The organism is Paenibacillus sp. FJAT-26967 (assembly GCF_001541095.1).
In the GTDB taxonomy this organism is placed as follows: domain Bacteria; phylum Bacillota; class Bacilli; order Paenibacillales; family NBRC-103111; genus Paenibacillus_F.
This window is the reverse complement of the sequence record NZ_LMXH01000002.1, coordinates 472,436-495,828: the sequence shown is the minus strand read 5'-3', so window position 1 is coordinate 495,828 and position 23,393 is coordinate 472,436. Positions and strand designations below refer to the sequence as shown.

Sequence of the window (23,393 nt, the reverse complement as noted above, 5' to 3'; positions counted from 1 at the left end):
GTTGGTATACAGTGACCAAAGATTTATCCCTTAGCTGCTGTTCATAGACAACATCGCCGGAGCCGCCACGACTACCATCACAACTACGAAGATGAGCACCATCGGAATGACAAGCTTGGAGGATGCTTCTTCTCCCAGTTTCCGGGATTCAGCTTTTCGTCGGTCCCACAGTTCTTTGGACAACGAGCGCAGAGCCACCAGAAAATCTTCCCCTCCGCGTCTGTAATTGAGCAGAATTGTCGTAGTAAAAAGCGCAATTTCCTGCATGGCGCAGCGTTTATTCAGATCTTCCATCACTTTAGGCAATGATGCATTCATTTCGAGTTCACGCGCAGCTTGAACTAGCTCCACCTGCAAGGCAGAGGTGGCAAGGCGACTGCTGTCTACACAGCGGCTAAGTGCTTTTTGAACGGTTTCTCCGGCATTAATGAGCAGAATCATTTTGCTAAGCACTTCCGGAAGCTCCATAATAATATCGCGTTTGCGTTTTTTGACTTGCCGGTCCATCTGATTAATCAAGATTACCGGCGTCAAGCATGCTCCTAGTAAGCCCAGCAAAGCAACGGCTGGGTCTCCTCCGGCTGCCATACCGAGAATACTGCATCCCAGAAGAACAAATAGTGCGGACAGGATCATCTCCCCAATCGCAGATTTGGCATGCACAAGAGTATCCTTAAACCCGTGCAAGGCCGAGATCCGCTGCATAATGCGAGCGGCCACTTCCGGAAATCGCTCCATCACCCTGCCCTTCTCTACCGCATACAAACCTGCGGGGGCAAGCCTTGGAAAGCGGAGGGGATAAGAACGTTCCCCCTGAGAAGCGGTATACCTATGTCGTCCAGCTATCTGCAGGACAACGAGAGCCAGCACTGATGCAATAGCCAGTAATACAAGCAGGAGCATATGTTCACACCTTTATATCCATGATTTTGGTAATAAGCCAAAAGCATGCGGCTAGAACAAACAAACCACCCGTCATGATCAATGGACCGATACCGCTGTATAGCGGAGCCATATAATCCGGTGAACTGAAGCTCAGAACCGCTACCATGGCAATGGGAGCCGCCAATAAAATGCGGGACTCGAATTTTTTCTGGGCAACGAGTACAGAAATATCCTGCACAATCTCAAGTTTATCTCCGATAATTGCGGCGGTGCGCCTGATCACTTCTACAAGGTTTCCTCCTGTACGCTTGCAAGTCACAAACACATCAGCGAAATTGGAGATATCTTCTGTGCCGGCTCTATATGCAAAATCTGCAACCGCCTTCTCAATAGGTTCACCATTATCGAGTCTGCGAACGATGACTTCGAACTCCAGAACGATCGGGCAATTAGGATCGGGATAAAGCAGCTTCAAATCTTTCCAGGTTTCACGAAAAGCGCTTTCTACTGATCTTCCTGCCGACAGTGAGGTGGACATGCAGTAAAGAGCTTGCTTGAACTGTTGGTTAAGCCTCTCCTTTCTCAGATGCATTAGCCGAATTCGCCGGAATCGGGGCATAAGCAATCCGAATAGTAAGCCTACCAGCGACAACAGCGGCTGCTTATAGAAAATAAAACTTACTCCTGCAAATACGAGTCCTGTAATTCCAATTGTGAACGCCTGTTCTTTAGGCGACATTTGGTATATACCGTAATCAGTCAGACTATTTCTTATGGCAGCGCTTCGTCCAGACTTCGATGATTCTTCTGGAAGCTGTTCCCGCTTGCTGCGGCCAAAATTAATAAGTCGGCTTCTATTGGAAATGCTCATCCCTTCGTTAGCCGCTTCTTTCTTCCGGACATGTGTTCCTTCCTCTACGATCCCAGATTCACTGAGCTTCTTCTTTTTGTCTGCGATACAATATATCAGCCAAATTCCAAAGCCGATTAAAGCTGCAGCCGTAATGATTTTCATGAGGACACCCCCTCCCCGATCCGAAGCCAATCAGGCACCCGCACTCCTGCCATGCGGCATTTCCTGTCGTTGATAAGCGGATTGCCCGTGTAAATCAATTCACCGATAACTTTGCCGTCTGCGTCCTCTCCTCGGTCATCAAAAACGAAAAGCGGATTCAGTATCACTTCTCCCTTGCTCAGTCCGGCGACTTCGCTGATTTCGGTTACTTTGCGGGATTTGTCCCGCATGCGCGTCAGATGAACCATGATGTCAATTGCAGATGAGATCTGCTTACGGATTACCTCCACCGGCAGCTCTGCTCCGCTCAGTACCATCGTTTCAAGCCGGGTGAGCATGTCCTGACTGGTATTCGCATGTCCGGTTGATAAACTTCCATCATGACCAGTATTCATTGCGGACAGCATCTCAATCGCCTCTGCTCCCCGGACCTCTCCCACAATAATGCGGTTAGGCCGCATACGCAGTGAGGAGCGGATAAGATCCCGGATTCCGATTTCACCTTTGCCCTCCGTATTGGCATTGCGCGTCTCAAGACTGACAAGGTTAGGTACAGTTCGGATTTGAAGCTCGGCTGAGTCTTCAATCGTTATGATTCGTTCCTCCTCCGGAATCCACTGGGACAATGCATTAAGAAAAGTCGTTTTGCCGGACCCTGTGCCGCCTCCGATAAACAGATTAAATTTCGATTGAACAAGAACCTGCAAAAGCTCGGCAGCTTGTTCGCTCAATGCCCTGCGTACGATCAGACTCTCCATTGTCAGCGGATTTGCAGAAAATTTACGGATCGTCATCGTGGGTCCCTTAAGTGCAACGGGCGGTAAAACGACATTCACACGTGAGCCGTCCTGAAGCCGGGCATCCACAATCGGAGACATTTCATTGACGGTCCGGTTCACTTTGGCCACAATTGACTGGATGATGTCTTCCAGCCTCTCCCGGCTTTCAAATTCCGTATCATTGCGGCTTATCTGCCCGTCCCGTTCGATAAAAATTTCCCGGTGGCTGTTGATCATAATTTCTGTAATGGTGGGATCGTCAATAAGCGGCTGAAGTACGTCTAATCCTCGATACGAGTGATAGATTCGATGGACCATCTCCCACTTCTGCCCCGCTGTCAATTCACCGTTTTTTGTTCCCTCCAGCACCACCTCCTCTACCAAATTCATTAATTCATCATCTGATGTGGCTTGTGTGGGATCTAACCGGAAATTTATTTGTTCTTTGAACGAACGGACCCATTCTTCCATCATGTCAATTGAATTCAGCTCCTTGCAAAAGGCTCTGCACCAGTCTGTTTACACCATCCGTAAACACCGGTTCATTGACCCAGGCAGTTGGCTCTGTAATCGTCTTCCACTCTGGAATGTAAGGCAGTTTTCCGTATAGGGAAACCCCGAATGACTCCATATCATTCCCTGTCGAACCTGTGTATTTATTTAAAACAAAACGAGTTTTGTCCTCTACTCCTGCGATGTTCTTCATCTGTCTCGTCTTGTTCAGACCGTACAGATCGTCTGCCACCAGCCAAATCACAGTATCGCTGATAGACAATGCGTGTTCATTGCGCGGATGGACCGAGCTGTCCAGGTCCAATATAACGTAGTCAAAACTGCCGTTGCCCCTGATTCCGGCTAGCAAACTTCCGACATCGTCCGCGGATAATTCATCTGCTTCATGGATATTCGGCAGGGGCATCAAGTAATCGAATCCATATGCCGGGTGGCGGCTTTTAAGGGTGTCGACGCAGGCGGCTATTGTCTCAGGGGATTTTTTCATCAAATATAGAAGCCTTGAGAAAGAATCTGTCCTGCCATCTTGCAGAAGCAGGCTCGATGCGCTAACAGTCTCCAATGTGAGGTATAGAACGCTTTTATGCTGCGATGACAGGACGGCAGCCATATTAAGCGCTGTAACACTCTTACCGTATCCCCCGACACTTGAATACAAGGATACGATCCTAGTCGATCTGCCTCCGAATGGAATCGAGACAGGGTTCCCTACGTACTCAGTCTGCCGCAGCATAAGTTCCATCAGCAAAGACCGGAGCGGTTGGTACCGGTAAATCAAAGTTCCAGCGTGGGCTGAGCTCCGATTCTTATCGTCGGATACATAGATATGCATACAGGGAAACTGCTCAGCGGAAGCTAGCACAGCTTCTCTGAACGCTTCCGAGCATACCAGCATACAGCGGTTTGGATCTGCTTCCTTCAAGCATTGACTGGCATAATTCAATTGGGTAAACAAGCGGATCTCAAGCTTGTCCCTGTACTCAGAAGTACGCACAAATTGCTCCAGTCTACTCCCATATTCCGTATAATGATCCACCCAAACAAGCAATAAACGATTCATTCCGAATTCTCCTTCCGCTTAGCCATTCAACTGCATCAGGCCACCCGCAATCAATACCGCTCCAACTGCTAAGACAGTCAACGCCCACAGGATTCTGCTTCGTCTTTTCATGATTCACCCCGCTCTCCCGCTGCAAGCAAACAAAAAAAGCACCGCTGACGGGAGATTACTCTCCAACGCCAGCGGTGCTTCCGCTTGCTTTCCTGCATGTTTAATTACGCTTATTATACCAGAATATCCCATATGGTCAACTTATATTTTCTGTCTTTTAGCATACCGCTCAGACTTGGCCATATACCTATAATAACGGATAAGCTATCTGCGGAGGTGATAGGGTTGTTATCCTTTATCACGATTGTTCTTGTGATTTATGGATTGTTTTTAATTTCGGGCATTCTTTTTCCCAACGATTCGCAATGGTACGCTACGGTTAAAACACCTTCGTGGGCACCCTCCGGCCAATTAATCGGCATGGTCTGGGCATTTTTGTATGCCTGTATAGCCGTTTCAGTTGCGATTGTATATACGCGGACTTCCGGTTTTACCGACATCGGAATCGGCTGGATTGCTGCGGTAACCACTAACTATTTGTTCAATCAAGCGTACCCGTTTTTTCTGTTTAAAGCCAAAAATTTGGAACTCGCTTTTCTTGACTGCTTTGCAGTCGCTGCAACGACCTGCTGGCTGATCATTATGACCTTACCTTATTCCAAGTTCGCCGCATGGCTGCTTGTCCCTTATTTAGTATGGAGCTGCTTCGCGACTCTGCTGTCCTGGGTAATCCTTCAATTGAATCGCAGCTGAGTTCCCGGCATCATTCCACGCTTGCACAAAAAAAACTTTCCTACTTCTTTACGAAATAGAGAGTCAGCTCTTCCCGGTTATGAAACAGCTGCTTCGCTTGACGAAGCTCAAGTTCTTTGGCAAAATCATGCTCCAGCTCTTTCACGGTCTGAAAGGGCTTTTTATGCATGAGTTTGGCTGTAATAATTGCTGTCCCGCCGCTTTTCAGAGCAGGCAGCAGATCAAGAATCAAGCGGCTCATCTGTCTCGGACTCCAGCTCATATCGCATACGAGCAGATCGAATTCATTGTGAGCAAGCTTGACATCACCCGCATTTTTAGCATGATACGTCAGCCTGGGATGCTGAAGAAGACTCGGATGAAGCTTCGCGGGATCAATAGCGGTTACGTACAAACCCCGCTCCAGAAGCAGCGAGGTCCAGCCGCCTGGCGCGGCACCGACATCGACTCCTTTGCGGAAATCACCGAAATGAAGATTGAATTTACGCTCGGCTTCCAGCAGTTTGAACTTTGCTCTGGAAATTTGGTTTTCTTCTCTTTGGAACCGGATAGCCCCTCCGCTCCAATCAGACAAGTTATCCTCCGGGGAAGAGATGCCGGCATAAATAGCGTCAGGCCCGATGTAGACGGACATAATCCGGTCCGCGTGCCTTACGACCACTTCCGTACCAGACTGTTCTCTAATCTTGTCTTCTATGGCTGTTTTAACTTCCGATGCTCCAAAAGGCACATCAGTGCGCTCTGCAATCCGGACCTGGACAGCGAGGGAACCGCGCTTCTCAACCGGGCAAATCCGCTCTGCAAGCTCGACAGCTGAAGCCAAATCGCCTTCGGTGTGCTGCAAACTCAGCTCTGCTTCAACCGGCTGCATATGGCGCAGGAAAATGGGTTCCTTGCCTTGAATCAAGTGCGTAATTTCGGCCCAGCTGCCCAAAGACTCGGCTAGGAATGTTTCAGTCGGCACTAACGTGCAGAATTTAACCCCAGGCAGTAATCGCCGGACTTCTTCCTGCGCCTGCTGGGCGAAGCCTCTGTTGGCCGTGCCGATCCACTGTATACGATTAAGCTCTTTCTCGTTGTCATTCATCAGGTTACAGCACCTTTATCCATGGTCTATTGCGGAACCACTCCACTTCGAGCGGTACCTGAAAAGCTGAATACAAATGTTCCGGCGTCAGCACTTCTTCTTTGGGTCCCGCGGCAATGATACGGCCCTGTTCAATGAGAGCGACATGTGTAAAAATCGGAATAATTTCTTCGATGTGATGAGTAACGTACAGAATGGTCATGTCTTGATCGCTGAAGTCTTGAATCGAAGTCAGCAGCTTCTCCCGTTCATACAAATCCAGCCCTGAGCAGGGCTCGTCTAAGATAAGCAGCTGCGGTTGAAGCATCATGGAACGGGCCAGCATGACTTTTTTGCGTTCACCTTGGGATAACGTCCCGAGAGGCTGACCGGCAACATGCGGCAGTCCGATCTTCTCCAGCATCCCGTGCGCTTTCCGTTTAATTTCCTCCGGAATTTCTTGATAGAAGCGCAAATAAGCGTATTCCCCTGTCGCTACAACTTCCCAGACCGTATCGGCCAAGTTCAGCTTCTCGAACAAAGACTGGCTGTTATACCCGATCTTCTTGCGAACTTCACGAACATCGCACTGACCATACCGGTTGCCCAGCACTTCGACCTTGCCTCTGGAAGGGAACTGGTAACCCGTCATCATCTCCAGCAGCGTGGTTTTACCCGAGCCGTTCTTACCAAGAAGAACCCAGTTTTCACCTTTGTTAGCGTGGAAGGAAACATCATGCAAAATATGGCGTTGTTCGCGTATAAAATGAATATCCGTCATATGGATCATTCGTAAAACTCCTTTCTTGATCAGCTGTGAAGACATGCCCTCCCGCTGCTTAACTCTGCATCCGTGCTTCCGTATCTTACAGTTCAGTTCAGGGCTTGTCTGTCTATGGTTAAAAGGCGGCGGCCAGCTTCTCCAGAAGTTCAGCGGGAGGGGGTCCCGCGTGCAGGGAGACAGCTTCAGGCTTGGAAGCATACAAGGCTTGATACATCCGGCTCCGCCCTTCCATACTCGACGTATGCAGATAGATAGTTCCCGGATACCGCCGGGCCGCAATCATCCAGACGACAAGATCCCAGCCCGACTCCTCCCCGCCCAGATCGTAATCGAGTGAAAGAATATCGACCTCGCGTTCTTCGAGCAGCAATTTGCACTCCGCTATCGTCCTGGCCAGCGTGAAACCAGCCGGACATCTGCGCTGATCATCCAAAAAAACATGAATCATTTCCTGCTTCCCTTCCCGGACTGCGCCGCAGCCAGACTATGTAAAGCTGCAATCTCTGCCCTGTGCGTGCCGTCTGGTCCTGACTCGGTTTCGAGCACAAGCGGAATCCCGCTCACAACCTGCGAAGCAAGCAGATCCCGGAAACCGTGACTGCCTATATGTCCGGACCCGATATTGGCATGCCGATCTTTACCCGATTTATACGGGTACAGCGAATCGTTGAGATGTACGGCTTTCAAATTCTCAAAGAAACCAAGCTCATTTCCTTGCTGCTCTACCCGGGCCCAGTCCTCTCCATTCCACATACCGGCGGCAAAAAAATGGCAGGTATCCAGACAAAAGCCTATCTTCTCCGGGTAGTCCGATAAAGCCCGGATACGGGACAGCTCTTCCATCGTCGTTCCCATCTGGGATCCTCCTCCTGCCTGATTTTCAAGCAGCAGAAGAGCACTGCCCGTCCACTGGCGCAGCGTCTTATTCGTACATTGTATTATATTTTTGTATCCTTGTAACGGATCTTTTCCGGAATATTTCCCGAAATGCACCACAAGACCTACCGAACCGCAGGCATTTACAATTTCAAGAGCATTCAGCATGGCTTCGACCATAACATCCTGTCTGCTTTCTTCAACAGCCGGATTTAACGGATAAGGAGCATGACCGATCGACAGAATCCCTTGCTCTCTGCAGTATTCGGCGCACCGCTTTGCATCGTTCCAATCCACATTTTCTTTGAGGATCAGACTGCGCGGATTTTTCGGAAAATACTGAAATGCCTTAGCACCCATCGATTCCGACGTAACTGCAGCATTCCGGAATCCTCTACGGGTACTCACGTGTGAACCTACAAACAAACTGGCGTATGACATATGCATTCTCTCCCTTCACCTGCATCATGATTGACAATTTGTGCAATAGAAGCATTTGCGGGAAGACACTTTATCAAAGACAATCGGCTGGCCGCACCTTACGCAAGGATCGCCGGGCCGGTCATATACTTTACATAAATCATTATAACTGCCTGTCAGCTTGTCTCCGTTAAACAAGGGCATTTCCATATAACCCCCGGCGGCAAGCGCCTCATTAAGTACGGAGTGCATGGCCGTATAAAGCCTTTGTCCTTCCTGCTGATTCAATGAACCCGGTCCTCTTGTCGGAAGCAGCCCGGCGGCAAAACAGATCTCATCCGAATAACAGTTCCCGATTCCCGCTAACCATTTTTGATCCGTCAAAGTCGTTTTGAGCGTTCCTTTTTTTCCGTGCAGCATCGATAAGAACCTGTCCGGACTTAGTGCAGCATCAAAGGGATCCGGTCCGAGATCGGACAGTTCTTTTTCCAACCCGCTTCTGTCAAACAAATGTAAATAACCGAGGCGAAGCCCAATGAAATATAAACGATTATCTCCAAATGAAAGCTCAATCTGTGTACTTCTATCAGGTCTGTCCCTCTCAGGCCCATAGAAAAGAATACCCCCCAGCATCAGATGCAGAAGCAGATACTTATCCGTGTCGAGCACAAAGATGAGCTGCTTGGCTCTTCTTTCCACACGCCGGATTGCAGCACCCAGAATGGCCTGACGAAAGTTCTCTTCGGTCACATTCAGAGACTTAGGCCGGTTTACGATAACTTGACGGATCGGCATGTTCAAAATCATCCGGGTCAGCTGCTTGCGGTAATGCTCCATCTCCGGCCATTCCGGCATTCCCTGTCAACTCCCTCTCCATCTGCTTGTTAATTGTATGTCCGCGCATTCCATGGTTTAAACCTAAAAACCTTCCGCCTGTACAAAGATACGGACGCATAAATGCGCCCGCACAAGATGGTAATTCTTCATACAAATTCACTTGCCGAGCGGATGGAATCGAGAATTCCGTTCTGAAACTTTATCCCAAAAAACGCCGCCCGCTTGATGGGCGGACGGCTTAAGTGTTATCCGTTCAAATTAGACGGAAGATCAAATAGGCTCGGGGTTGCGTATTTCGGGAGACGGTCTGAGCGCGGCTTGTCTGCAATCTTTCTCGACTTGCGGTTAGGGACCGGCTTGGGCTTATTCTCTAGTTTGCGCTCCAGCCGCTCCGCACGATGAAGAATTTGACGTTCCTCCGCAACATCCTTCGCATTCTTCCTCAGAAGTTTACGCCTTCTTCGCAGTGTGTCGAGAGCCTCCCGCGTCATCTCCAGCGCAGCAGAGTAGTCTTTGCAGCTATGCTCGTAATGCATAGCCAGTTCGATATAAGCTTCAACAGGTACGATAGCGGTCGACTTGGCCTGCCGGATCTGGCGATTCCAAAGGTCCACGGCACGCTCACGGAGCCCGGCCTTTTTATAATAGGCCGCATAGTGCAAGAACAGCTCGCTTCCTTCCGCTCTTGTTTCGGTGCTGCTTCCTTCTATCAGCTTGCCGTAGCCGAGTTCCATAACCGATTCGCCCGGCGCATTCCGTCCCATCTTGAGCAGCCATTGACCTAGACGGAACAAATCAGCGCTCGTTTTGAGTGCGAGCGGTTCTTCTTCGCTCAAGTAACGGGATATAAGCACCGAAAGAGCGGCTAGAGAAACGATATCTCGTTCGTTATGGACAAAAACTCCGCGAAGCACATCCGTCTTGCCTTCAGCCAAGTACAGGAAATATAATTCAGGTGCCAGCGCTCCGCTCACATCTTCTTCACGGGCATATCCAAGCTGAGCCTCTTCCACCTTGCCGAGTCTGCACGATGGCATGGCATGCTTCCATAAACTCCGTGACGGATGAAGCAGATCCAGATGCAGCCATTTATCAAAGTTCAGGCGCATCCGGTTCATCACATACCGGTTCTGAAGAATAGGCCAGTCGAAGGTTCTGCCATTGTAGGACACAATATGAGTAAACCGCTCCATAAGCTCGCCTAAATAGGCAAGCATCGCGCGCTCCTCGGCAGGATGACGGATCAGAAGCTGTTCCACGACAAATACATCCGTATCGTAATAACCGATTCCAACCATGAAAGCCAAATTCCCTGCACCGACTCCCAGACCCGTTGTTTCCGTATCAAAAAACAGCAAACCGCGGGCATCGGGAGGTGCCTGATCCGGGTGAAAGGCGTTCAGCTCATGGGCTGTGCCCTGGAGATCATCCAGCCTGTACTTGCCGTGATAACTGTGCAGCGGATACGTACACACCCGGCGCACGAACGAGCCATGGGGGCTCTCGTACAGCTCGGCGCCCAGCTTGTCCCACTCGCGGGATTCTCCGGCGTCGGCCGACTCAGATGCTTGCAGCTGTGAGGCGGCCGACTCCGGAACTGCAGCGGCAGCCTGATTGTGGGCCACCTGATCAGCTGCGGTTCCCGAACCGGACGCGCCTTGCAGAGCGTCGTCCAGACTCAGTCCGCTGTCAGCAGGGCTATCCGAGAGCCTTCCCGCATCTGGATTCTTCTGTGGAATCCCCTCCGGCTCACGTTCATTTCCGCCGCCTGCGGACGCCTGCGTCATCTGCCCTTGGGCCGATGGTTTCAAGTGCCGCGCCAGTTTATCGCGCAGCCCGCTCATAGGAAGGCCCCCGCTTTGCGCAGTCTGAGGTAAACATCCATTATAATTGTTCCAATATTTGCATACTCTTCTGTTTGCCGTTGATTCCTTCGATTTCCATACCAATACATGATGGGCATCCATCCTTACAAGGGCATTTTTGTATTAAGTTCATGGCGGCTCGCTTTACTTCCGCAAAACGGGTAAACACTTCATCCGCGAGACCGATTCCTCCGGGGTAATGGTCATATAAAAATATAGTAGGAAGTCCTGTGTGTGCCGCCTTGATTTGAGAGACGACATGCAGGTCGTTACGGTCACACATGACCAGTACAGGTGCGATGTGCCTCATGACATTCGCAATTCCGAGCAGCAGCTGCTCCAGCGTTTTGATCCCGAGTTCCGGGTCGATCTCCTTGAGCTCCACCCACGCTGCACTGGTGTGGAGTTCTTCTTCGGGCAGGTGGATCGGTCCGGAACCGATGTTTTCGAACGTGCTCATTTTGATTTTTTTGAAAATCGTCGGCATTGCATTAACAGTTACATCCCCATAATGCAAAGCCGTTTTATCCTGGCTGCGGGTTTTGTCGACCTCCAGCACCTTGAGCTGGACAGCGAGATTCGCATCCGTATAATACTCGACGTCCACTTCCCGGACATACGCTTTCTTATGCTCCCAGTTCAGCTTCTCGACTTGAAATTGAACCCCTTCGTGCAAATAGATAGCTTCGTCGTGCAGCAGAGTCATCGCACTAAAACGGTCCATCTCTCCGATAATTCTAACATCGGCAACATTCGACTGATCGATAATCACGACATTCTCCTGAGAAGCCGAACGCAGACTGATATTGCTGGCGGGGAAAGACTGGTCCGCCCAGTAGAACGTATCTGATTTCCGGTGCAGAACGCGCTCTTCTACGAGAAACTCCATAATTTCCACAACGTCAAGCGGCCCGAATTCTTCTTCTTCCTTAAAAGGAAGCTCATACGCAGCGCATTTAAGATGATCCACCAGGATAATCAGGTTCTCCGGGTTAATCCGTGCAGCTTCCGGAGAGCGATCGAAAAAATACTCCGGATTCTGAACGACGTACTGATCGATCGGTGTAGAACTCGCTACCATTATAATAAGCGCCTCTCCGTGCCTTCGTCCCGCACGTCCGGCTTGCTGCCAGGTGCTGGCAATGCTTCCCGGGTAACCGGTCATTACGCAAACCTGCAGCTGGCCGATGTCTACGCCGAGTTCCAATGCGTTCGTGCTGACGACACCCAGAATTTCACCGTCTCTGAGTCCCCTCTCAATTTCCCTCCGCTGCTTGGGCAGATAGCCGCCCCGGTAGCCCCTTATTGATTTGGAGCCGATTTCATTCTTAACGAGTTCCTGAATGTGGCTCAAAATAATTTCTACCCGTACCCGGCTTCGCGCGAAAATAATGGTTTGAATTTTATTCTTCAGAAATTCCTTCGCCAAGTTGTTCACTTCGACCGTAGCGCTTCTGCGGATATTAAGAGGCTTGTTTACGATAGGAGGATTGTAGAAAACAAAATGCTTCCGTCCCCTCGGCGCGCCGTTATCATCTATTAACTTCATAGGGCTTCCCGTCAGCTGCTGCGCCAGCTCCTTCGGATTGGCTATGGTTGCGGAGGTGCAGATGAACTTCGGGCTGCTTCCGTAGAACCTGCATATTCGTCTAAGCCGCCGGATCACATTCGCTACATGGCTGCCGAACACGCCCCGGTACGTATGCAGTTCATCAATGACGATATATTTCAGATTTTCAAAAAGACTTACCCATTTCGTGTGATGAGGCAGAATGGCGGAATGAAGCATATCCGGATTCGTGATGACAATATGACCGGCTTTGCGGACAATTTGACGGATTGCCGGGGACGTATCCCCATCATACGTGTAACTTTTGATATCCATCCCCATCTCTTGGATGATTTCGTTAAGCTCGCTTTTCTGGTCCTGAGCCAAAGCTTTAGTCGGGAACAAATAAAGCGCCCGGCTCGTATCATCCGCAGCGATTTCCTGCAGGACCGGCAGGTTGTAACATAACGTTTTGCCCGATGCAGTCGGCGTAACGGCTACGATATTCTCGCCGCTTCGCACCGTTTGGTATGCGGTGTACTGGTGGGTATAAAGCTGCGTTATCCCCCGTTTCTCCAAGGCCGACTTTATACGGGGATCCACGCTTTCAGGCATGTTCCTCGTCATCGCTTCCTGGGGCTGTATTTCATGCCAATTCACTATATTTTCATCTGTCCTTAGCGTTTCAATTAATTCTGACAGCTGCTTTTTCTTCATGATTCGCGTCCCTTCTTACACCAAACTTCGTTAGAACGGTTGTTCTCATATTATACGCTTTATGGGCAAAAGAAAAAAAGCCCCTGTTTAAGAGACTTTTTGTCAGAGATCCGGATATTGTAAACATGGTACAGCACATTCGAATATTTGTTATAAAAGTTGATACGCATTTGCGCATTTTGCGCATCCCGCACTCATCCTTCTGCACATATCCGCAATTTCCTTAACATCTCACGTCTGCAGAGGAGAGTTTGGAGCACTTTGCTCCACACTGCCCGCAAACCGCGAGTCGGCTTCCATATCCTTCTGCATTTCGGTATCGAGAATTTTGGCTCCCTGCATCACGATCGGAATCCCGCCGCCCGGATGCACAGAAGCACCTACCGCGTACAAACCGCGGATCCCGAAGGGCTTCACCTGCGGCCGGAAAACCCCGCTCTGCAGCAGCGTCGGCGCGATTCCGAAACTGCCGCCTCCGTACAGGCCGCCGGCAAGCGAATCCTGCGGAGTGCGAACACTCCGCCACACGACGGCGCTTCGCAGGCCGTCAAATCCCAGCCGCTCGACATCCTCTATGATACCGCCGGCAAGCGTCTGCGCATCTTCCCAGCTAAGATGCTCCCCTGACGGTACGGGCACGAGCATATAGAGGACGCTTTGACCCTCTGGGGCAAGAGTGTCATCCAGCAGCGAAGGATTGAACACGTATATGCACCGGTTGTCCGGCATCACTTTACGACGGAATACATCTTTTAACATCCCGTCAAACTCGTCGGAAAAATAAAACTGGTGGACATCTTTATCCGCATAGGTCCGGTTCAGTCCAAGATAAATTAGCAGACACCCGGATGAGGGAACAAATTTACGTGCTTTTTTACCCGACGGAACTCCATTCAGTTGATGGAGACCCGGGAATTCACCATTAAGGACAATACGGTCGGCAGCAATTTTGCGCCCTCCCGCTACAACTCCTTCTACAACACCCCGGTGATGAAGCACTTCATCCACACGGACCCCGGTCGTTACTTCCACACCCCTCGCAAGCAGCTCCTGATGCAGTGTGCTTACTAAACCCGCGTAGCCTCCTTTAACGTACCAGATGCCGTGTGCATGCTCGGAATAAGGCACCAGCGAGTAGAGCGCCGGAGTATCCTGCGGATTTCCGCCAATATATAGCGTCTGGAAGGAATAGGCATGACGGAGCCGGGGATCTTTGAAGAAACGGGCCGCATCCCGGCTTACACTTAAATAAGCGCGCATACGGATAAGCTCCGCCATATTGTCCCACGTCCAGAAATCTCTTTTGCGATAGAAAGATCGTTCCAGGAAAGCGGCCCGGCCTTTCTCGAATCGAATTTTCATTTCTTTCATATACAGGCGAAATCCGTCCGCTTCACCGGGAAATATGCGCTCGATTTCTTGAAGCTGTTTCTCTTCATCTCGCCATTTCGTGTAGACTGTCCCATCCTCATAATGAATCCGGTACAGCGGATCGCAGGGAACCATAGACAATTTGTCGGCAGGCACACCTGCTTCCTCCAGTATCTCCCGGATCATATCTGGCAAAAGCACAATAGTAGGTCCCTGATCGATATGGAAGGTCCCGTTCCCTTCAAAAGCAAGCCGCCCGCCAAGCTGCGTACTCTGCTCGATAAGCTGCACGCGGTGCCCCCGCTTGGCTGCAAATAAAGCGGCCATTATGCCTCCGATGCCGCCGCCAGCTATGATCGTTTTGCCTAAATCAGCGCCTGGAGCGGGAATAGTAGTCGGATTCATTTAACCTCTCACCCCTGCCGTATGACCGATTCGGGAATCGCACACTTCACGTGCCGCAATCCCCCGCGCCGTAATTCGCGCGGATTCCATAATGGTAGGCAGGCCGCTTCCCGGATGTGTACCGCCTCCTACCAGCCAGCAGCCGGTTGCTTCTTCGAAGCGGTTATGTGGACGCAGATACATCATTTGCGACAGATTATGGGACAAATTAAACGTTGCACCTTCATACACATGATGCTCTCTCTCCCAGTCGAGCGGCGTAATGATTTTCTCCTCCACAATATGGCTTTCGATATCCTCAAAGCCGGCTTGCTTCTTGAGCTTGCGCAGCATCAGGGCGCGAAAACCCTCTTTCTCGCGGTCCCAGTCTATTCCGCTCGTATTATTCGGGACGGGGGCCAGAACATACAGGCCGGAACATCCAGGTGGAGCGAGGGTCGGGTCTGTGACGGCAGGATTTTGTACATAGATGGAAGGGTCGGCGGATAAGATTTTATTTTTGGAAATCTCATCGACGTTACGGCGGTAATCATCCGCAAATAAAATAGTATGATGTGAACCTTCATAAATTTTGTCCAAGGCCAGGTATATCATAAAAGTAGAGCAAGAATAAGATTTCTTCTTGAGCTTCTCAGATGTATATTTGCGGAGAACCCCCGGCTCAAACAAACGGTTCATAGCTCCAGCGAAATCTGCATTCAGAATAATTTCGTCCGCATACTGTCTGGTGCCGTCGTCCAGCTCGACGCCAACCGCTCGGCCTGATTTCATCAGGACCCGTTTGACGCCGCAGCCTGTATGAATCTCTCCCCCGTACTCTTCTATCACCCGCGCCATTGCCCGGGAAACTTCACTGACTCCCCCCACCGGGTGATAAATTCCGTAGGCATGCTCCATATAAGAGAGAATTGTAAACGCACCCGGACAATCCCATGGGGACATCCCCAGATACTTCGCCTGAAAAGTAAACGCAAGCCGCAGCCTTTCATCCTTAAAATAAGACGATAAACAGCTGTACAAGCTTTTGGTTAACGTCATTTTAGGAAGGGCCCTCAGGAACTGCGGTCGCAGGTAATCGAGCACGGAATCATGCTTATTCTGCAGAATAGGCGACATCGCTTTGAATTTGATTCCTTCCTCACGCATGAACCGGTCGTAACCCGGACCATCCCCCGGAAAAACTTTCTCGATTTGCTCCACCATCTGGTCCCGGTCCCGGTGCGCCTGAAATTCCACATCCCCGAACACAAGGCGGTACATCGGATCAATGGAACGCAGAGTTAAGTAGTCATGCACGTTACGCCCCGCTTCATGAAAAACTTCTTCGAGAATGTGCGGCATATTTAAAAAGGTCGGTCCGCGATCAAAACGGTACTTTCCTAAGGTAACCGAAGAATTGCGGCCGCCTACCTCCGTCAACTTCTCAAAAACGCTCACTTTGCGGCCTTGGCTTGCTAAAAGCATGGCCGCTGTCAAACCTCCCGGTCCCGCTCCAACAACAATAACAGATCGGCTGTTCATTTCTGTGCGCCTCCTTCTTGCAGCTCGTTTGAATTCAGACTGGAACTGAAAATGTTTTTATGTATAATGTTAGTATAAGGTATTGGGCGTATTTTGAAAACAAATACATACTTTTGTACAATCTTTGTTAAAACAATCAGCTTGTCTGCTGTAAACCTGTACACCTTTACATCCAAACTTCAGCTATGAGGTGATATTTATGAATCCAATTGCTTTGACAGATGCCTATCGAACATGTGAACTTGTCGTCCGCAAACATTCTTCCAGTTTTTATCGCGCTTTTTCCATCCTGCCCGAACCCAAAAGAAATGCTGTCTGGGCCGTTTACGCATTCTGCCGGACGGTGGATGATCTTGTAGACGAGACACCTGAGCATGCCCGGGAATACTTGCAGGCATTCGAAGATTGTTTCAACCGCTTCTTGAACGGGACAACCCCGAACCATCCGCATTGGATCGCTCTGAAGGATGTGTTCAGCCGTTACCCGATGGACCCGCTGCCCTTTAGAGACATGATCCAGGGACAGCGGCAGGATTTAACCCAATTTCATTATTCGACCTCGGCTGAGCTTGATCACTATTGTTACCTGGTTGCCGGTACAGTTGGACTCATGCTGCTGCCTATTCTTGCGGATCGCGTTACCCCCGTCATGAGGCACAAAGCAATCCGGCTGGGGCGCGCTATGCAGATTACAAACATTCTGCGGGATGTCGCAGAGGACTATAATCGCGGACGGGTATATCTGCCTCAGGATTTAATGAACCGATTCGGGTACAATCCCGAGGAAATCCCGAAGGGACTGGCTTCTTCTGCCTGGACGCCGCTTTTCGCACACTTAACGGAATCTGCCGAACAAGATTACATAGAAGGTTTATCCGCTCATCCCTACTACCCCCGGGACAGCCGCGCTTCGCTCTCGGCTGCCGGACTTATATACCGCCAAATTCTAGTAGAAGCTCAATCGGCCGGAGGAGATGTATTCACGAAGAGAATCAGGGTATCCGGCAAGCGTAAAACGGCCATTCTCCTATCTCTCCTTTTACAGCGGGAAACATGGAGAAAACCTCTCAGCATTCTTGAAGCTGACGGAAGCCTGACATGTTAAAGGGCTCCCTTATCCTTTACTGCTTCTGGTTTGCGTGCGGCTTTATACTGCTCGTCATGGATATTCTGCCTCCCTGGCTTGAATGGGCGAACAGCGTTTATCTGATGCTCGGCGGCCTTACCGCTCTGCTGTGGACGGCTAGAATGGCCGGTATCCGTAAGTCAATAAGATTCCTTGTCCTCTGTGGAGGACTGTCTTTCTTCTCCGAATGGTTCGGATCTCATACCGGGCTCTGGTTCGGCAGCTACGCTTATACCGGGCGCTTTGCTCCACTTGTATTGGGCGTCCCGCTGGCCATACCGCTGGCCTGGTGTATGATTCTTGTGATCGCCAAATGGTTTGTACGCGGACAAGGAACCTCAGCCGCGATCGCGGCCGGAGGAATCGCGGTATTGATCGATGCCTTGCTGGATCCCGTTGCTGTGCAGCAGCAGTATTGGAACTGGTCAACCGCCGGTTCATTCTCTTTTCACGGCGTGCCCTGGACGAACTTCGTCTGCTGGTGGATAACCGCCTCGGTGATCTATGCGTTAACCATGCGCTGGTCCCTGCCGGAATCTCCTTCCTGTCATCCGACCGGAACAACTGCTTATCCTCACCGGCGTACGGATTGGATGTTTCAGGCGCCTCTCGTTCTCTTCTTAACTCTGGAACTGCTCTTCCTCGCACTGGGATTTTCCTATGGACTATGGTCGGCGGTCATCCTTAACGCTTTCTTTTCCTTTCTCCTTCTCGCCTGGAGAACCAGAGTCTCTTACCTTTCCAAAACCACGGCGACCCATTCGCGTACCTGACAGAAAGGAGAGGCCTACATGTTTGCTTGGCTTATAGGAAGTTTCAGCCTTTTCTTTACGCTCTGGCTCGTCTGGAATTTGAAACAATGGCCGGCAGTAGTCCCTGCCAAACCGCAGCGGACTCCTCGGGTCTCTGTGCTGATACCAGCCCGCAATGAAGAGAGAAACATTGTGCGTTGTGTCGAAAGTCTGGCCGCGCAAAGCTATCCGGCCTATGAGATTATCATATTGGACGACCGTTCCGATGACCGAACTCCCATACTTCTCAGCATGCTCTCCGAGCGTTATCCGCAGCTTACAATCATTCCCGGACAAGAACTTCCTCCCGGCTGGGTCGGCAAAGTCCACGCTTGTCACCAGCTGCAGCAGGCCGCTTCCGGTGAGTGGCTGCTCTTTGTCGATGCCGATACGATGCATGGTCCTCAAATGCTTGAATCTGTCATGGCATGCGCCGAAGCCAAGGACACCAGTTTTGCAACGGGATTCCCGCGGATCTATTCCTCTCATCTGTTTGGCTGGCTTGTACTGCCTATGCTTCATTTCATTATCGCTCTTCATCTGCCCGTGAAATTCGTTTCGGCCTCCAAAGATGACCGGTTTATGGCTGCGCATGGCGCATTTATGCTTTTCACCCGCGAAGCTTACGATGCTATCGGCGGTCATGCCGCCTTCCCATCCGAGATGGTAGAAGATATGGCCTTGGCCCGGGCCGTCAAACAAGCCGGCTATAAAGCGGAGCTTTTAGACATTACCCCTGTCGTGTCCTGTGAAATGTACGAAACCCCCGCAGAGGTTGTGGAGGGATTTACCAAAAATATATTTATAGGCATAGGCCGATCGAGCAGTGCTCTGCTGGCCCTGCTGGTTATGTACGGAGCTTTGTATGTATGGCCGCCTATCGGCGCACTTATTGCCGGAATAAACGGTGATTACAGCACCGCTGCTCTATGGACGGCCTGTTACTTGACCGGGTGTCTGCAAAAACGGATGGTCGATCTTAGATTTGGAGTCTACGGCCGCCGGTTCTGGCTTCTTCCGTTGTCATTTGGGTGCCTGGGTTATATAGCCCTGCGTTCCTGGCGGATCGGCATCACAAAAAAAGGTTATGTATGGAAAGGCAGGGTGTACCGCTGATGACCAAAGAAAAAACAGGAATTATAGTCGGAGGAGGAATCGGCGGCCTTGTTGCGGCCATACGGCTGGCTGCCCGGGGATATAAGATTACGTTACTGGAGAAGAATTCCGCACTGGGCGGTAAGCTTCAAAACCATAGCTACGGACCCTATACATTTGATTTCGGGCCTTCTACAATAACTATGCCCTGGGTATTCGAACGTATTTTTGAAGAAAGTGGAGAATCACTGGATCCCGATCTGCAGTTTATCAAGCTGGATGTGAATTCGCGCAATTTTTTTCCCGATGGATCTGTCATTGATCTTTCCTCGGACCCCGAAAGGATGTCGGATCAGCTGCAGGTTTTTTCACGTGCGAACAGAGAAGGCTTCATGAACTATTTGACCGAAGTCGAGCGCATCTATACAACTGCCCGGCAGCACTTTTTCTCGCGCACCTTTACAAGATGGAGTGATTTTTTGTCACCCGCTCTTGGCATCGCCATGCTGGGTGTGCATCCTTTCACTACCATGGACGGGTTTCACCGCCGATATTTCGATGATCCCCGCATGCTCGCCATGATGAACCGCTATGCGACCTACGTAGGCTCTTCTCCTTATAAAACCCCCGCCACCCTGGCGATGATCGCTTATTTGGAGCTTGTCAGAGGGGTTTACTATATTCGAGGCGGCAATTACAAGTTAATTCAAGCACTGGAAAGACTGGCGCGCAAAAAAGGCGTTGACATTAAAACCAACACCTCGATTCAGCGAATCATCGTTCATAACGGCAAAGCCGCAGGGGTCCAAGCGGAAGAGGAAGTATGGCATGCGGATTTCGTCATATCCAATAACGATTACTTCTCGACTCAACTGTATTTACTGGATCAGGAGAACCGTTCCCTTCCGGCCGGCCGTATGCCAGGCACCGGGAGGAGGGCCCTGTCTTCTTCAGGCTTCCTGATGCTGCTGGGTGTGCGCACCCGTTTCCCTCAGCTTCAGCATCATAATCTGTTTTTCCCGGACCGGTACGAATCGGAAGCCGCAGATATTTTCTCAAATAAAATCTGGCCGCGCGATCCTGCCCTATACATATGTAACTCCGCTTACACGGAGCCAGGTAGAGCCAGAGACGGTTCTGGAAGCAATCTTTACGTACTGGCTAACGTACCGGCGTGCGCCCCCGGAACGGATGGGTACGGGGCAGAGAACCTGCACAGTATGGCAAGTCAGTATGGTCAGCAGATCACTGCTATGCTTGAGAAAAGAGGCTTGACGGGACTATCGGGGCAAACCGAAGTAGAACAGCTCTTTCATCCTGGCGATATTGCCAATCTGAGCGGATCTGTCTATGGGGCGTTATATGGTCAAGCCTCGCACGGGCTGAAATCAGCCTTCTTCCGCCCGTCCATTGCAGACCGCCGTGTACAAGGTCTGTACTATGCGGGCGGTACGACTCATCCCGGCGGGGGCACTCCGATGGTTGCGCTGAGCGGCATACTCGCAGCTGAAGCTGTAGCACTCGCAGACGGAGGAGCCGACCCGCTTACATCAGATCGGACGAATCGTCGTAATCGTAGCGAATGCCGTCCCGGCTAAGTTCAGCCGCCTCCGAAGTAAGCTGAAGCACCTGCATCGAGCTGACCTGCAGCTTTTGCAGAACTTCTCGGAATTCAGCCGCTTTCATTTCACTTTGTTCCGAACGGATCGCATGTTGAAGTGATTTTTCAATAACACTGATATCGTGGCTTGTAAAATTCATGCTGTACACCTCCGTTAGAGTTGGGTGAAGCAGACTTGCACGTAAAGGACCACACCTGTGGTCTGTTTTCGTTAAACCGACAATCGACTGATCCTGCGTTCCGCAACCTTTTTCAAGCAAAAAAGTTTATAGTTGGGCTTTAAAATAAGCGATAATAGCGTGCCCTGTTTTCACCTGTGGTATACTAAGATGTAATCTTTTTATGTGACCACCTATCAAACAAAGCGGAATGCAGCCCGTACTTGGCCGCAGCCGGACAGGAGGAATGGACATGCAGGATAAACATTATGAAGTACAGAACACACGTCATGCCGCTTATGATATTAACCCTATCTTTCTTAACCGATGGTCACCGAGGGCTTTTATCGACAAGCAAATTTCGGACGAGATTCTACTCAGTCTATTTGAAGCGGCCCGCTGGGCTCCTTCCGCCAGTAACCTGCAGCCATGGCGTTATATCCTCGCACAAACGAAGGAAGAAAAGCAGCTATTCGCCGAATTCATCCTCCCTGCTAATGCGGAATGGTGCCTGAATGCTTCCGTCCTCGCCCTGCTGATCTCACACACACCTACGCCTAGCGGAGGGGTGAATGGCTCACACGCTTTCGATGCCGGTACATCTTGGGGTTACTTGGCTCTTGAAGCTACGCGTCAAGGACTTTCCGCCCATGCCATGGCCGGCTTTGACCGGGACAAAGCACGTAACTTGCTCAACATTCCGCAGGAATATGAAGTACATGCGGTCATCGCTATCGGTTACCACGGCAACACCGAATCTCTGTCCGAGCGCAACTTGGAGCGTGAACAGCCTTCTAACCGCCGCAGCACGGTAGAGTCCTTGTATAAAGGCACTTTTGGCGCGGCTTGGACGGATTAATTATTGATTTCCCTATGCCTGTAAAAAAGAATAGCCCGGATTTCTCTGCAATAGAGAAAACCGGGCTTCTTGCGTATACGCTTTGATGCACGCATTGTACTGAAGTTTACATCGTTCTTAGATTTCGTTATTTTCTGGGCACCGTATAGCTCCAGAAATCTTCCGCGAGCCAGGAATCCGCGTGATGGGCTCTGGCCTCCTGCACGAGCTGATCCGCTCCATCCCCTTGATAACGGGAACTGATATGCGTCATGATCAGTGTCTTCACGCCAGCTTCCTTCGCAGTCCGCGCAGCTTGCTCGGTAGTGGAATGATCGTAGGCATCCGCCAAATCCGATCTTTCCGCCCCGAAGGTTGCCTCGTGCACCAATACATCGGCATCCGCGGCCAGCAGAGAAGAGTTGGAGCAGGGCTTGGTATCGCCCAGAATCGTTACAATCCGTCCCTTGATAGACGGACCGACGAACTGGTCACCTTTGAGCTCACGCCCGTCTTCGAGCAGAACGGTGTGCCCCTGTTTCAGACGCCCGTACAGAGGCCCGGCCGTTACACCGAGTTCTTTCAACTTATCCAGCTGCAGTTTGCCTGGAAGGTCCTTCTCAATAATCCGGTAACCGAAACATTCGATCCGGTGTTCGAGAGAAGCCGCTTCGACCCGGAAGTTAGCATCCTCGAAGACCACGCCATCCCCTTCAATCTCGTGTACCACGAGCTCATAATCCAGGTGGACCTGACTTAGCCCGAGTGAAGTATCTACAAAAGCTTTGAGGCCTTTCGGTCCGTAAATCACAAAAGGCGTATCCCCGCCTTGATAGGAACGGCTGCTCAGCAGTCCGGGAAGTCCAAAAAGATGATCTCCATGCAGATGCGTAATAAACATTTTTTCGGACTTGCTCAGCTTCACCGGCGAGCGCAAAATCTGATGCTGCGTTCCTTCGCCGCAGTCAAACAGCCAGATCGTCCCTCTTTCCGGCAGCAAATTCAACACGATGGATGTGACATTGCGGTGACGGGCCGGCATTCCTGCTCCCGTCCCGAGAAAATACAGTTCCACGTCTGGTTCCCCGTTTCTGTTCTGTCTGTTTTGCAGCTTTTTTTAACCATGCTATAAAAAAACGAATCGGAAGTCAAACAAACGCTGGCTTTTATACGGGGATTAGAGGACACAAAGACGGCTCTTCCGCATGGAAGAACCGTCTTTTCTCAACACTGAATCCGCTAACTCCCCCAGCTTATCCTTGACCAGTGAAACGCTAACCGTGCAGGTTCAGTTAAA

General features: G+C 50.6%; 21 protein-coding genes. 6 read left to right on the top strand and 15 right to left on the bottom strand.

Translation table 11 applies throughout. The annotated features are described in order from the left end of the window. Nucleotides 1-30: 30 nt before the first annotated feature. The 4 genes from AR333_RS12160 to AR333_RS12145 are packed head-to-tail and all read right to left on the bottom strand — an operon-like array spanning nt 31 to nt 4,252. A complete protein-coding gene (locus AR333_RS12160) occupies nt 31-903 on the bottom strand; it encodes a type II secretion system F family protein (RefSeq protein ID WP_068775625.1) in 873 nt (290 codons plus the stop codon). Nucleotides 904-907: 4 nt separating this feature from the next. Next, the gene (locus AR333_RS12155; RefSeq protein WP_068775624.1) at nt 908-1,900 is read right to left on the bottom strand and encodes a type II secretion system F family protein; all 993 of its coding nucleotides are present in this window, start codon (nt 1,898-1,900) and stop codon (nt 908-910) included. Then, a complete protein-coding gene (locus tag AR333_RS12150; protein ID WP_068775623.1) occupies nt 1,897-3,153 on the bottom strand; it encodes a CpaF family protein in 1,257 nt (418 codons plus the stop codon). Before AR333_RS12150 ends, AR333_RS12155 begins: the two co-directional genes overlap by 4 nt. Before the next feature lies 1 nt (nt 3,154). After that, nucleotides 3,155-4,252, bottom strand: a complete 1,098-nt coding sequence (locus AR333_RS12145; protein ID WP_068775622.1) for an AAA family ATPase — start codon at nt 4,250-4,252, stop codon at nt 3,155-3,157. Between the two features lie 336 nt (nt 4,253-4,588). Between AR333_RS12145 and AR333_RS12140 the strand changes: the two genes are divergently transcribed. After that, nucleotides 4,589-5,056, top strand: a complete 468-nt coding sequence (locus tag AR333_RS12140; protein ID WP_068775621.1) for a TspO/MBR family protein — start codon at nt 4,589-4,591, stop codon at nt 5,054-5,056. A 40-nt stretch (nt 5,057-5,096) separates the two neighbouring features. Here AR333_RS12140 and AR333_RS12135 read toward each other — a convergent pair whose 3' ends face one another. The 9 genes from AR333_RS12135 to AR333_RS12095 all read right to left on the bottom strand — a co-directional run bounded on the left by AR333_RS12135 (nt 5,097) and on the right by AR333_RS12095 (nt 16,467). After that, on the bottom strand, nt 5,097-6,143 hold the full coding sequence (locus AR333_RS12135; protein WP_068775620.1) for an SAM-dependent methyltransferase: 1,047 nt from the start codon (nt 6,141-6,143) through the stop codon (nt 5,097-5,099). A 4-nt stretch (nt 6,144-6,147) separates the two neighbouring features. Next, nucleotides 6,148-6,912, bottom strand: coding sequence for an ABC transporter ATP-binding protein (locus tag AR333_RS12130; RefSeq protein ID WP_068775619.1), 765 nt, complete (start codon nt 6,910-6,912; stop codon nt 6,148-6,150). A gap of 109 nt (nt 6,913-7,021) precedes the next feature. Next, entirely contained in the window at nt 7,022-7,354 is a 333-nt protein-coding gene (locus AR333_RS12125) for a cyclic-phosphate processing receiver domain-containing protein (RefSeq protein WP_068775618.1), read from the bottom strand. Beyond that, nucleotides 7,351-8,223, bottom strand: a complete 873-nt coding sequence (locus AR333_RS12120) for a deoxyribonuclease IV (protein WP_253735815.1) — start codon at nt 8,221-8,223, stop codon at nt 7,351-7,353. The genes AR333_RS12125 and AR333_RS12120 overlap by 4 nt, the downstream gene beginning before the upstream one ends. Before the next feature lie 24 nt (nt 8,224-8,247). Further along, the gene (locus AR333_RS12115) at nt 8,248-9,057 is read right to left on the bottom strand and encodes an Fpg/Nei family DNA glycosylase (protein ID WP_068775616.1); all 810 of its coding nucleotides are present in this window, start codon (nt 9,055-9,057) and stop codon (nt 8,248-8,250) included. A gap of 227 nt (nt 9,058-9,284) precedes the next feature. Next, nucleotides 9,285-10,883: a ribonuclease H-like domain-containing protein gene (locus tag AR333_RS12110; protein ID WP_084783622.1), complete on the bottom strand. Its 1,599-nt coding sequence runs from the start codon at nt 10,881-10,883 to the stop codon at nt 9,285-9,287. A gap of 40 nt (nt 10,884-10,923) precedes the next feature. After that, nucleotides 10,924-13,170 carry a DEAD/DEAH box helicase gene (locus tag AR333_RS12105; protein ID WP_068775615.1) on the bottom strand — a complete coding sequence of 749 codons (2,247 nt, stop codon included), beginning with the start codon at nt 13,168-13,170 and terminating at the stop codon, nt 10,924-10,926. A 231-nt stretch (nt 13,171-13,401) separates the two neighbouring features. Further along, entirely contained in the window at nt 13,402-14,946 is a 1,545-nt protein-coding gene (locus AR333_RS12100) for an NAD(P)/FAD-dependent oxidoreductase (RefSeq protein ID WP_068775614.1), read from the bottom strand. Next, entirely contained in the window at nt 14,947-16,467 is a 1,521-nt protein-coding gene (locus AR333_RS12095; RefSeq protein WP_068775613.1) for an NAD(P)/FAD-dependent oxidoreductase, read from the bottom strand. Nucleotides 16,468-16,666: 199 nt separating this feature from the next. Between AR333_RS12095 and AR333_RS12090 the strand changes: the two genes are divergently transcribed. The 4 genes from AR333_RS12090 to AR333_RS12075 are packed head-to-tail and all read left to right on the top strand — an operon-like array spanning nt 16,667 to nt 21,077. Continuing rightward, entirely contained in the window at nt 16,667-17,572 is a 906-nt protein-coding gene (locus AR333_RS12090; RefSeq protein WP_068775612.1) for a phytoene/squalene synthase family protein, read from the top strand. After that, nucleotides 17,566-18,366, top strand: coding sequence for a carotenoid biosynthesis protein (locus AR333_RS12085; RefSeq protein WP_068775611.1), 801 nt, complete (start codon nt 17,566-17,568; stop codon nt 18,364-18,366). Before AR333_RS12090 ends, AR333_RS12085 begins: the two co-directional genes overlap by 7 nt. A gap of 18 nt (nt 18,367-18,384) precedes the next feature. Then, the gene (locus tag AR333_RS12080; protein WP_068775610.1) at nt 18,385-19,500 is read left to right on the top strand and encodes a glycosyltransferase family 2 protein; all 1,116 of its coding nucleotides are present in this window, start codon (nt 18,385-18,387) and stop codon (nt 19,498-19,500) included. After that, nucleotides 19,500-21,077, top strand: coding sequence for an NAD(P)/FAD-dependent oxidoreductase (locus AR333_RS12075; protein WP_084783678.1), 1,578 nt, complete (start codon nt 19,500-19,502; stop codon nt 21,075-21,077). The genes AR333_RS12080 and AR333_RS12075 overlap by 1 nt, the downstream gene beginning before the upstream one ends. Here AR333_RS12075 and AR333_RS12070 read toward each other — a convergent pair. Beyond that, a complete protein-coding gene (locus tag AR333_RS12070) occupies nt 21,025-21,240 on the bottom strand; it encodes a hypothetical protein (protein WP_068775609.1) in 216 nt (71 codons plus the stop codon). The genes AR333_RS12075 and AR333_RS12070 overlap by 53 nt on opposite strands. Before the next feature lie 271 nt (nt 21,241-21,511). Between AR333_RS12070 and AR333_RS12065 the strand changes: the two genes are divergently transcribed. Beyond that, on the top strand, nt 21,512-22,117 hold the full coding sequence (locus AR333_RS12065) for a nitroreductase family protein (RefSeq protein ID WP_068775608.1): 606 nt from the start codon (nt 21,512-21,514) through the stop codon (nt 22,115-22,117). A gap of 127 nt (nt 22,118-22,244) precedes the next feature. Here the strand turns inward: AR333_RS12065 and rnz are convergent, their stop codons facing one another. Then, nucleotides 22,245-23,171 carry a ribonuclease Z gene (rnz, locus tag AR333_RS12060; RefSeq protein ID WP_068775607.1) on the bottom strand — a complete coding sequence of 309 codons (927 nt, stop codon included), beginning with the start codon at nt 23,169-23,171 and terminating at the stop codon, nt 22,245-22,247. Between the last annotated feature and the right edge of the window lie 222 nt (nt 23,172-23,393).

Excerpts from the sequence above, each read along its gene's own strand:
- AR333_RS12160 (WP_068775625.1), bottom strand. The coding sequence starts at position 903 with ATGCTCCTGCTTGTATTACTGGCTATTGCATCAGTGCTGGCTCTCGTT.
- AR333_RS12155 (WP_068775624.1), bottom strand. The coding sequence starts at position 1,900 with ATGAAAATCATTACGGCTGCAGCTTTAATCGGCTTTGGAATTTGGCTG.
- AR333_RS12150 (WP_068775623.1), bottom strand. The coding sequence starts at position 3,153 with ATGATGGAAGAATGGGTCCGTTCGTTCAAAGAACAAATAAATTTCCGG.
- AR333_RS12145 (WP_068775622.1), bottom strand. The coding sequence starts at position 4,252 with ATGAATCGTTTATTGCTTGTTTGGGTGGATCATTATACGGAATATGGG.
- AR333_RS12135 (WP_068775620.1), bottom strand. The coding sequence starts at position 6,143 with ATGAATGACAACGAGAAAGAGCTTAATCGTATACAGTGGATCGGCACG.
- AR333_RS12130 (WP_068775619.1), bottom strand. The coding sequence starts at position 6,912 with ATGATCCATATGACGGATATTCATTTTATACGCGAACAACGCCATATT.
- AR333_RS12125 (WP_068775618.1), bottom strand. The coding sequence starts at position 7,354 with ATGATTCATGTTTTTTTGGATGATCAGCGCAGATGTCCGGCTGGTTTC.
- AR333_RS12120 (WP_253735815.1), bottom strand. The coding sequence starts at position 8,223 with ATGTCATACGCCAGTTTGTTTGTAGGTTCACACGTGAGTACCCGTAGA.
- AR333_RS12115 (WP_068775616.1), bottom strand. The coding sequence starts at position 9,057 with ATGCCGGAATGGCCGGAGATGGAGCATTACCGCAAGCAGCTGACCCGG.
- AR333_RS12110 (WP_084783622.1), bottom strand. The coding sequence starts at position 10,883 with ATGAGCGGGCTGCGCGATAAACTGGCGCGGCACTTGAAACCATCGGCC.
- AR333_RS12105 (WP_068775615.1), bottom strand. The coding sequence starts at position 13,170 with ATGAAGAAAAAGCAGCTGTCAGAATTAATTGAAACGCTAAGGACAGAT.
- AR333_RS12100 (WP_068775614.1), bottom strand. The coding sequence starts at position 14,946 with ATGAATCCGACTACTATTCCCGCTCCAGGCGCTGATTTAGGCAAAACG.
- AR333_RS12095 (WP_068775613.1), bottom strand. The coding sequence starts at position 16,467 with ATGAACAGCCGATCTGTTATTGTTGTTGGAGCGGGACCGGGAGGTTTG.
- AR333_RS12090 (WP_068775612.1), top strand. The coding sequence starts at position 16,667 with ATGAATCCAATTGCTTTGACAGATGCCTATCGAACATGTGAACTTGTC.
- AR333_RS12085 (WP_068775611.1), top strand. The coding sequence starts at position 17,566 with ATGTTAAAGGGCTCCCTTATCCTTTACTGCTTCTGGTTTGCGTGCGGC.
- AR333_RS12080 (WP_068775610.1), top strand. The coding sequence starts at position 18,385 with ATGTTTGCTTGGCTTATAGGAAGTTTCAGCCTTTTCTTTACGCTCTGG.
- AR333_RS12075 (WP_084783678.1), top strand. The coding sequence starts at position 19,500 with ATGACCAAAGAAAAAACAGGAATTATAGTCGGAGGAGGAATCGGCGGC.
- AR333_RS12070 (WP_068775609.1), bottom strand. The coding sequence starts at position 21,240 with ATGAATTTTACAAGCCACGATATCAGTGTTATTGAAAAATCACTTCAA.
- AR333_RS12065 (WP_068775608.1), top strand. The coding sequence starts at position 21,512 with ATGCAGGATAAACATTATGAAGTACAGAACACACGTCATGCCGCTTAT.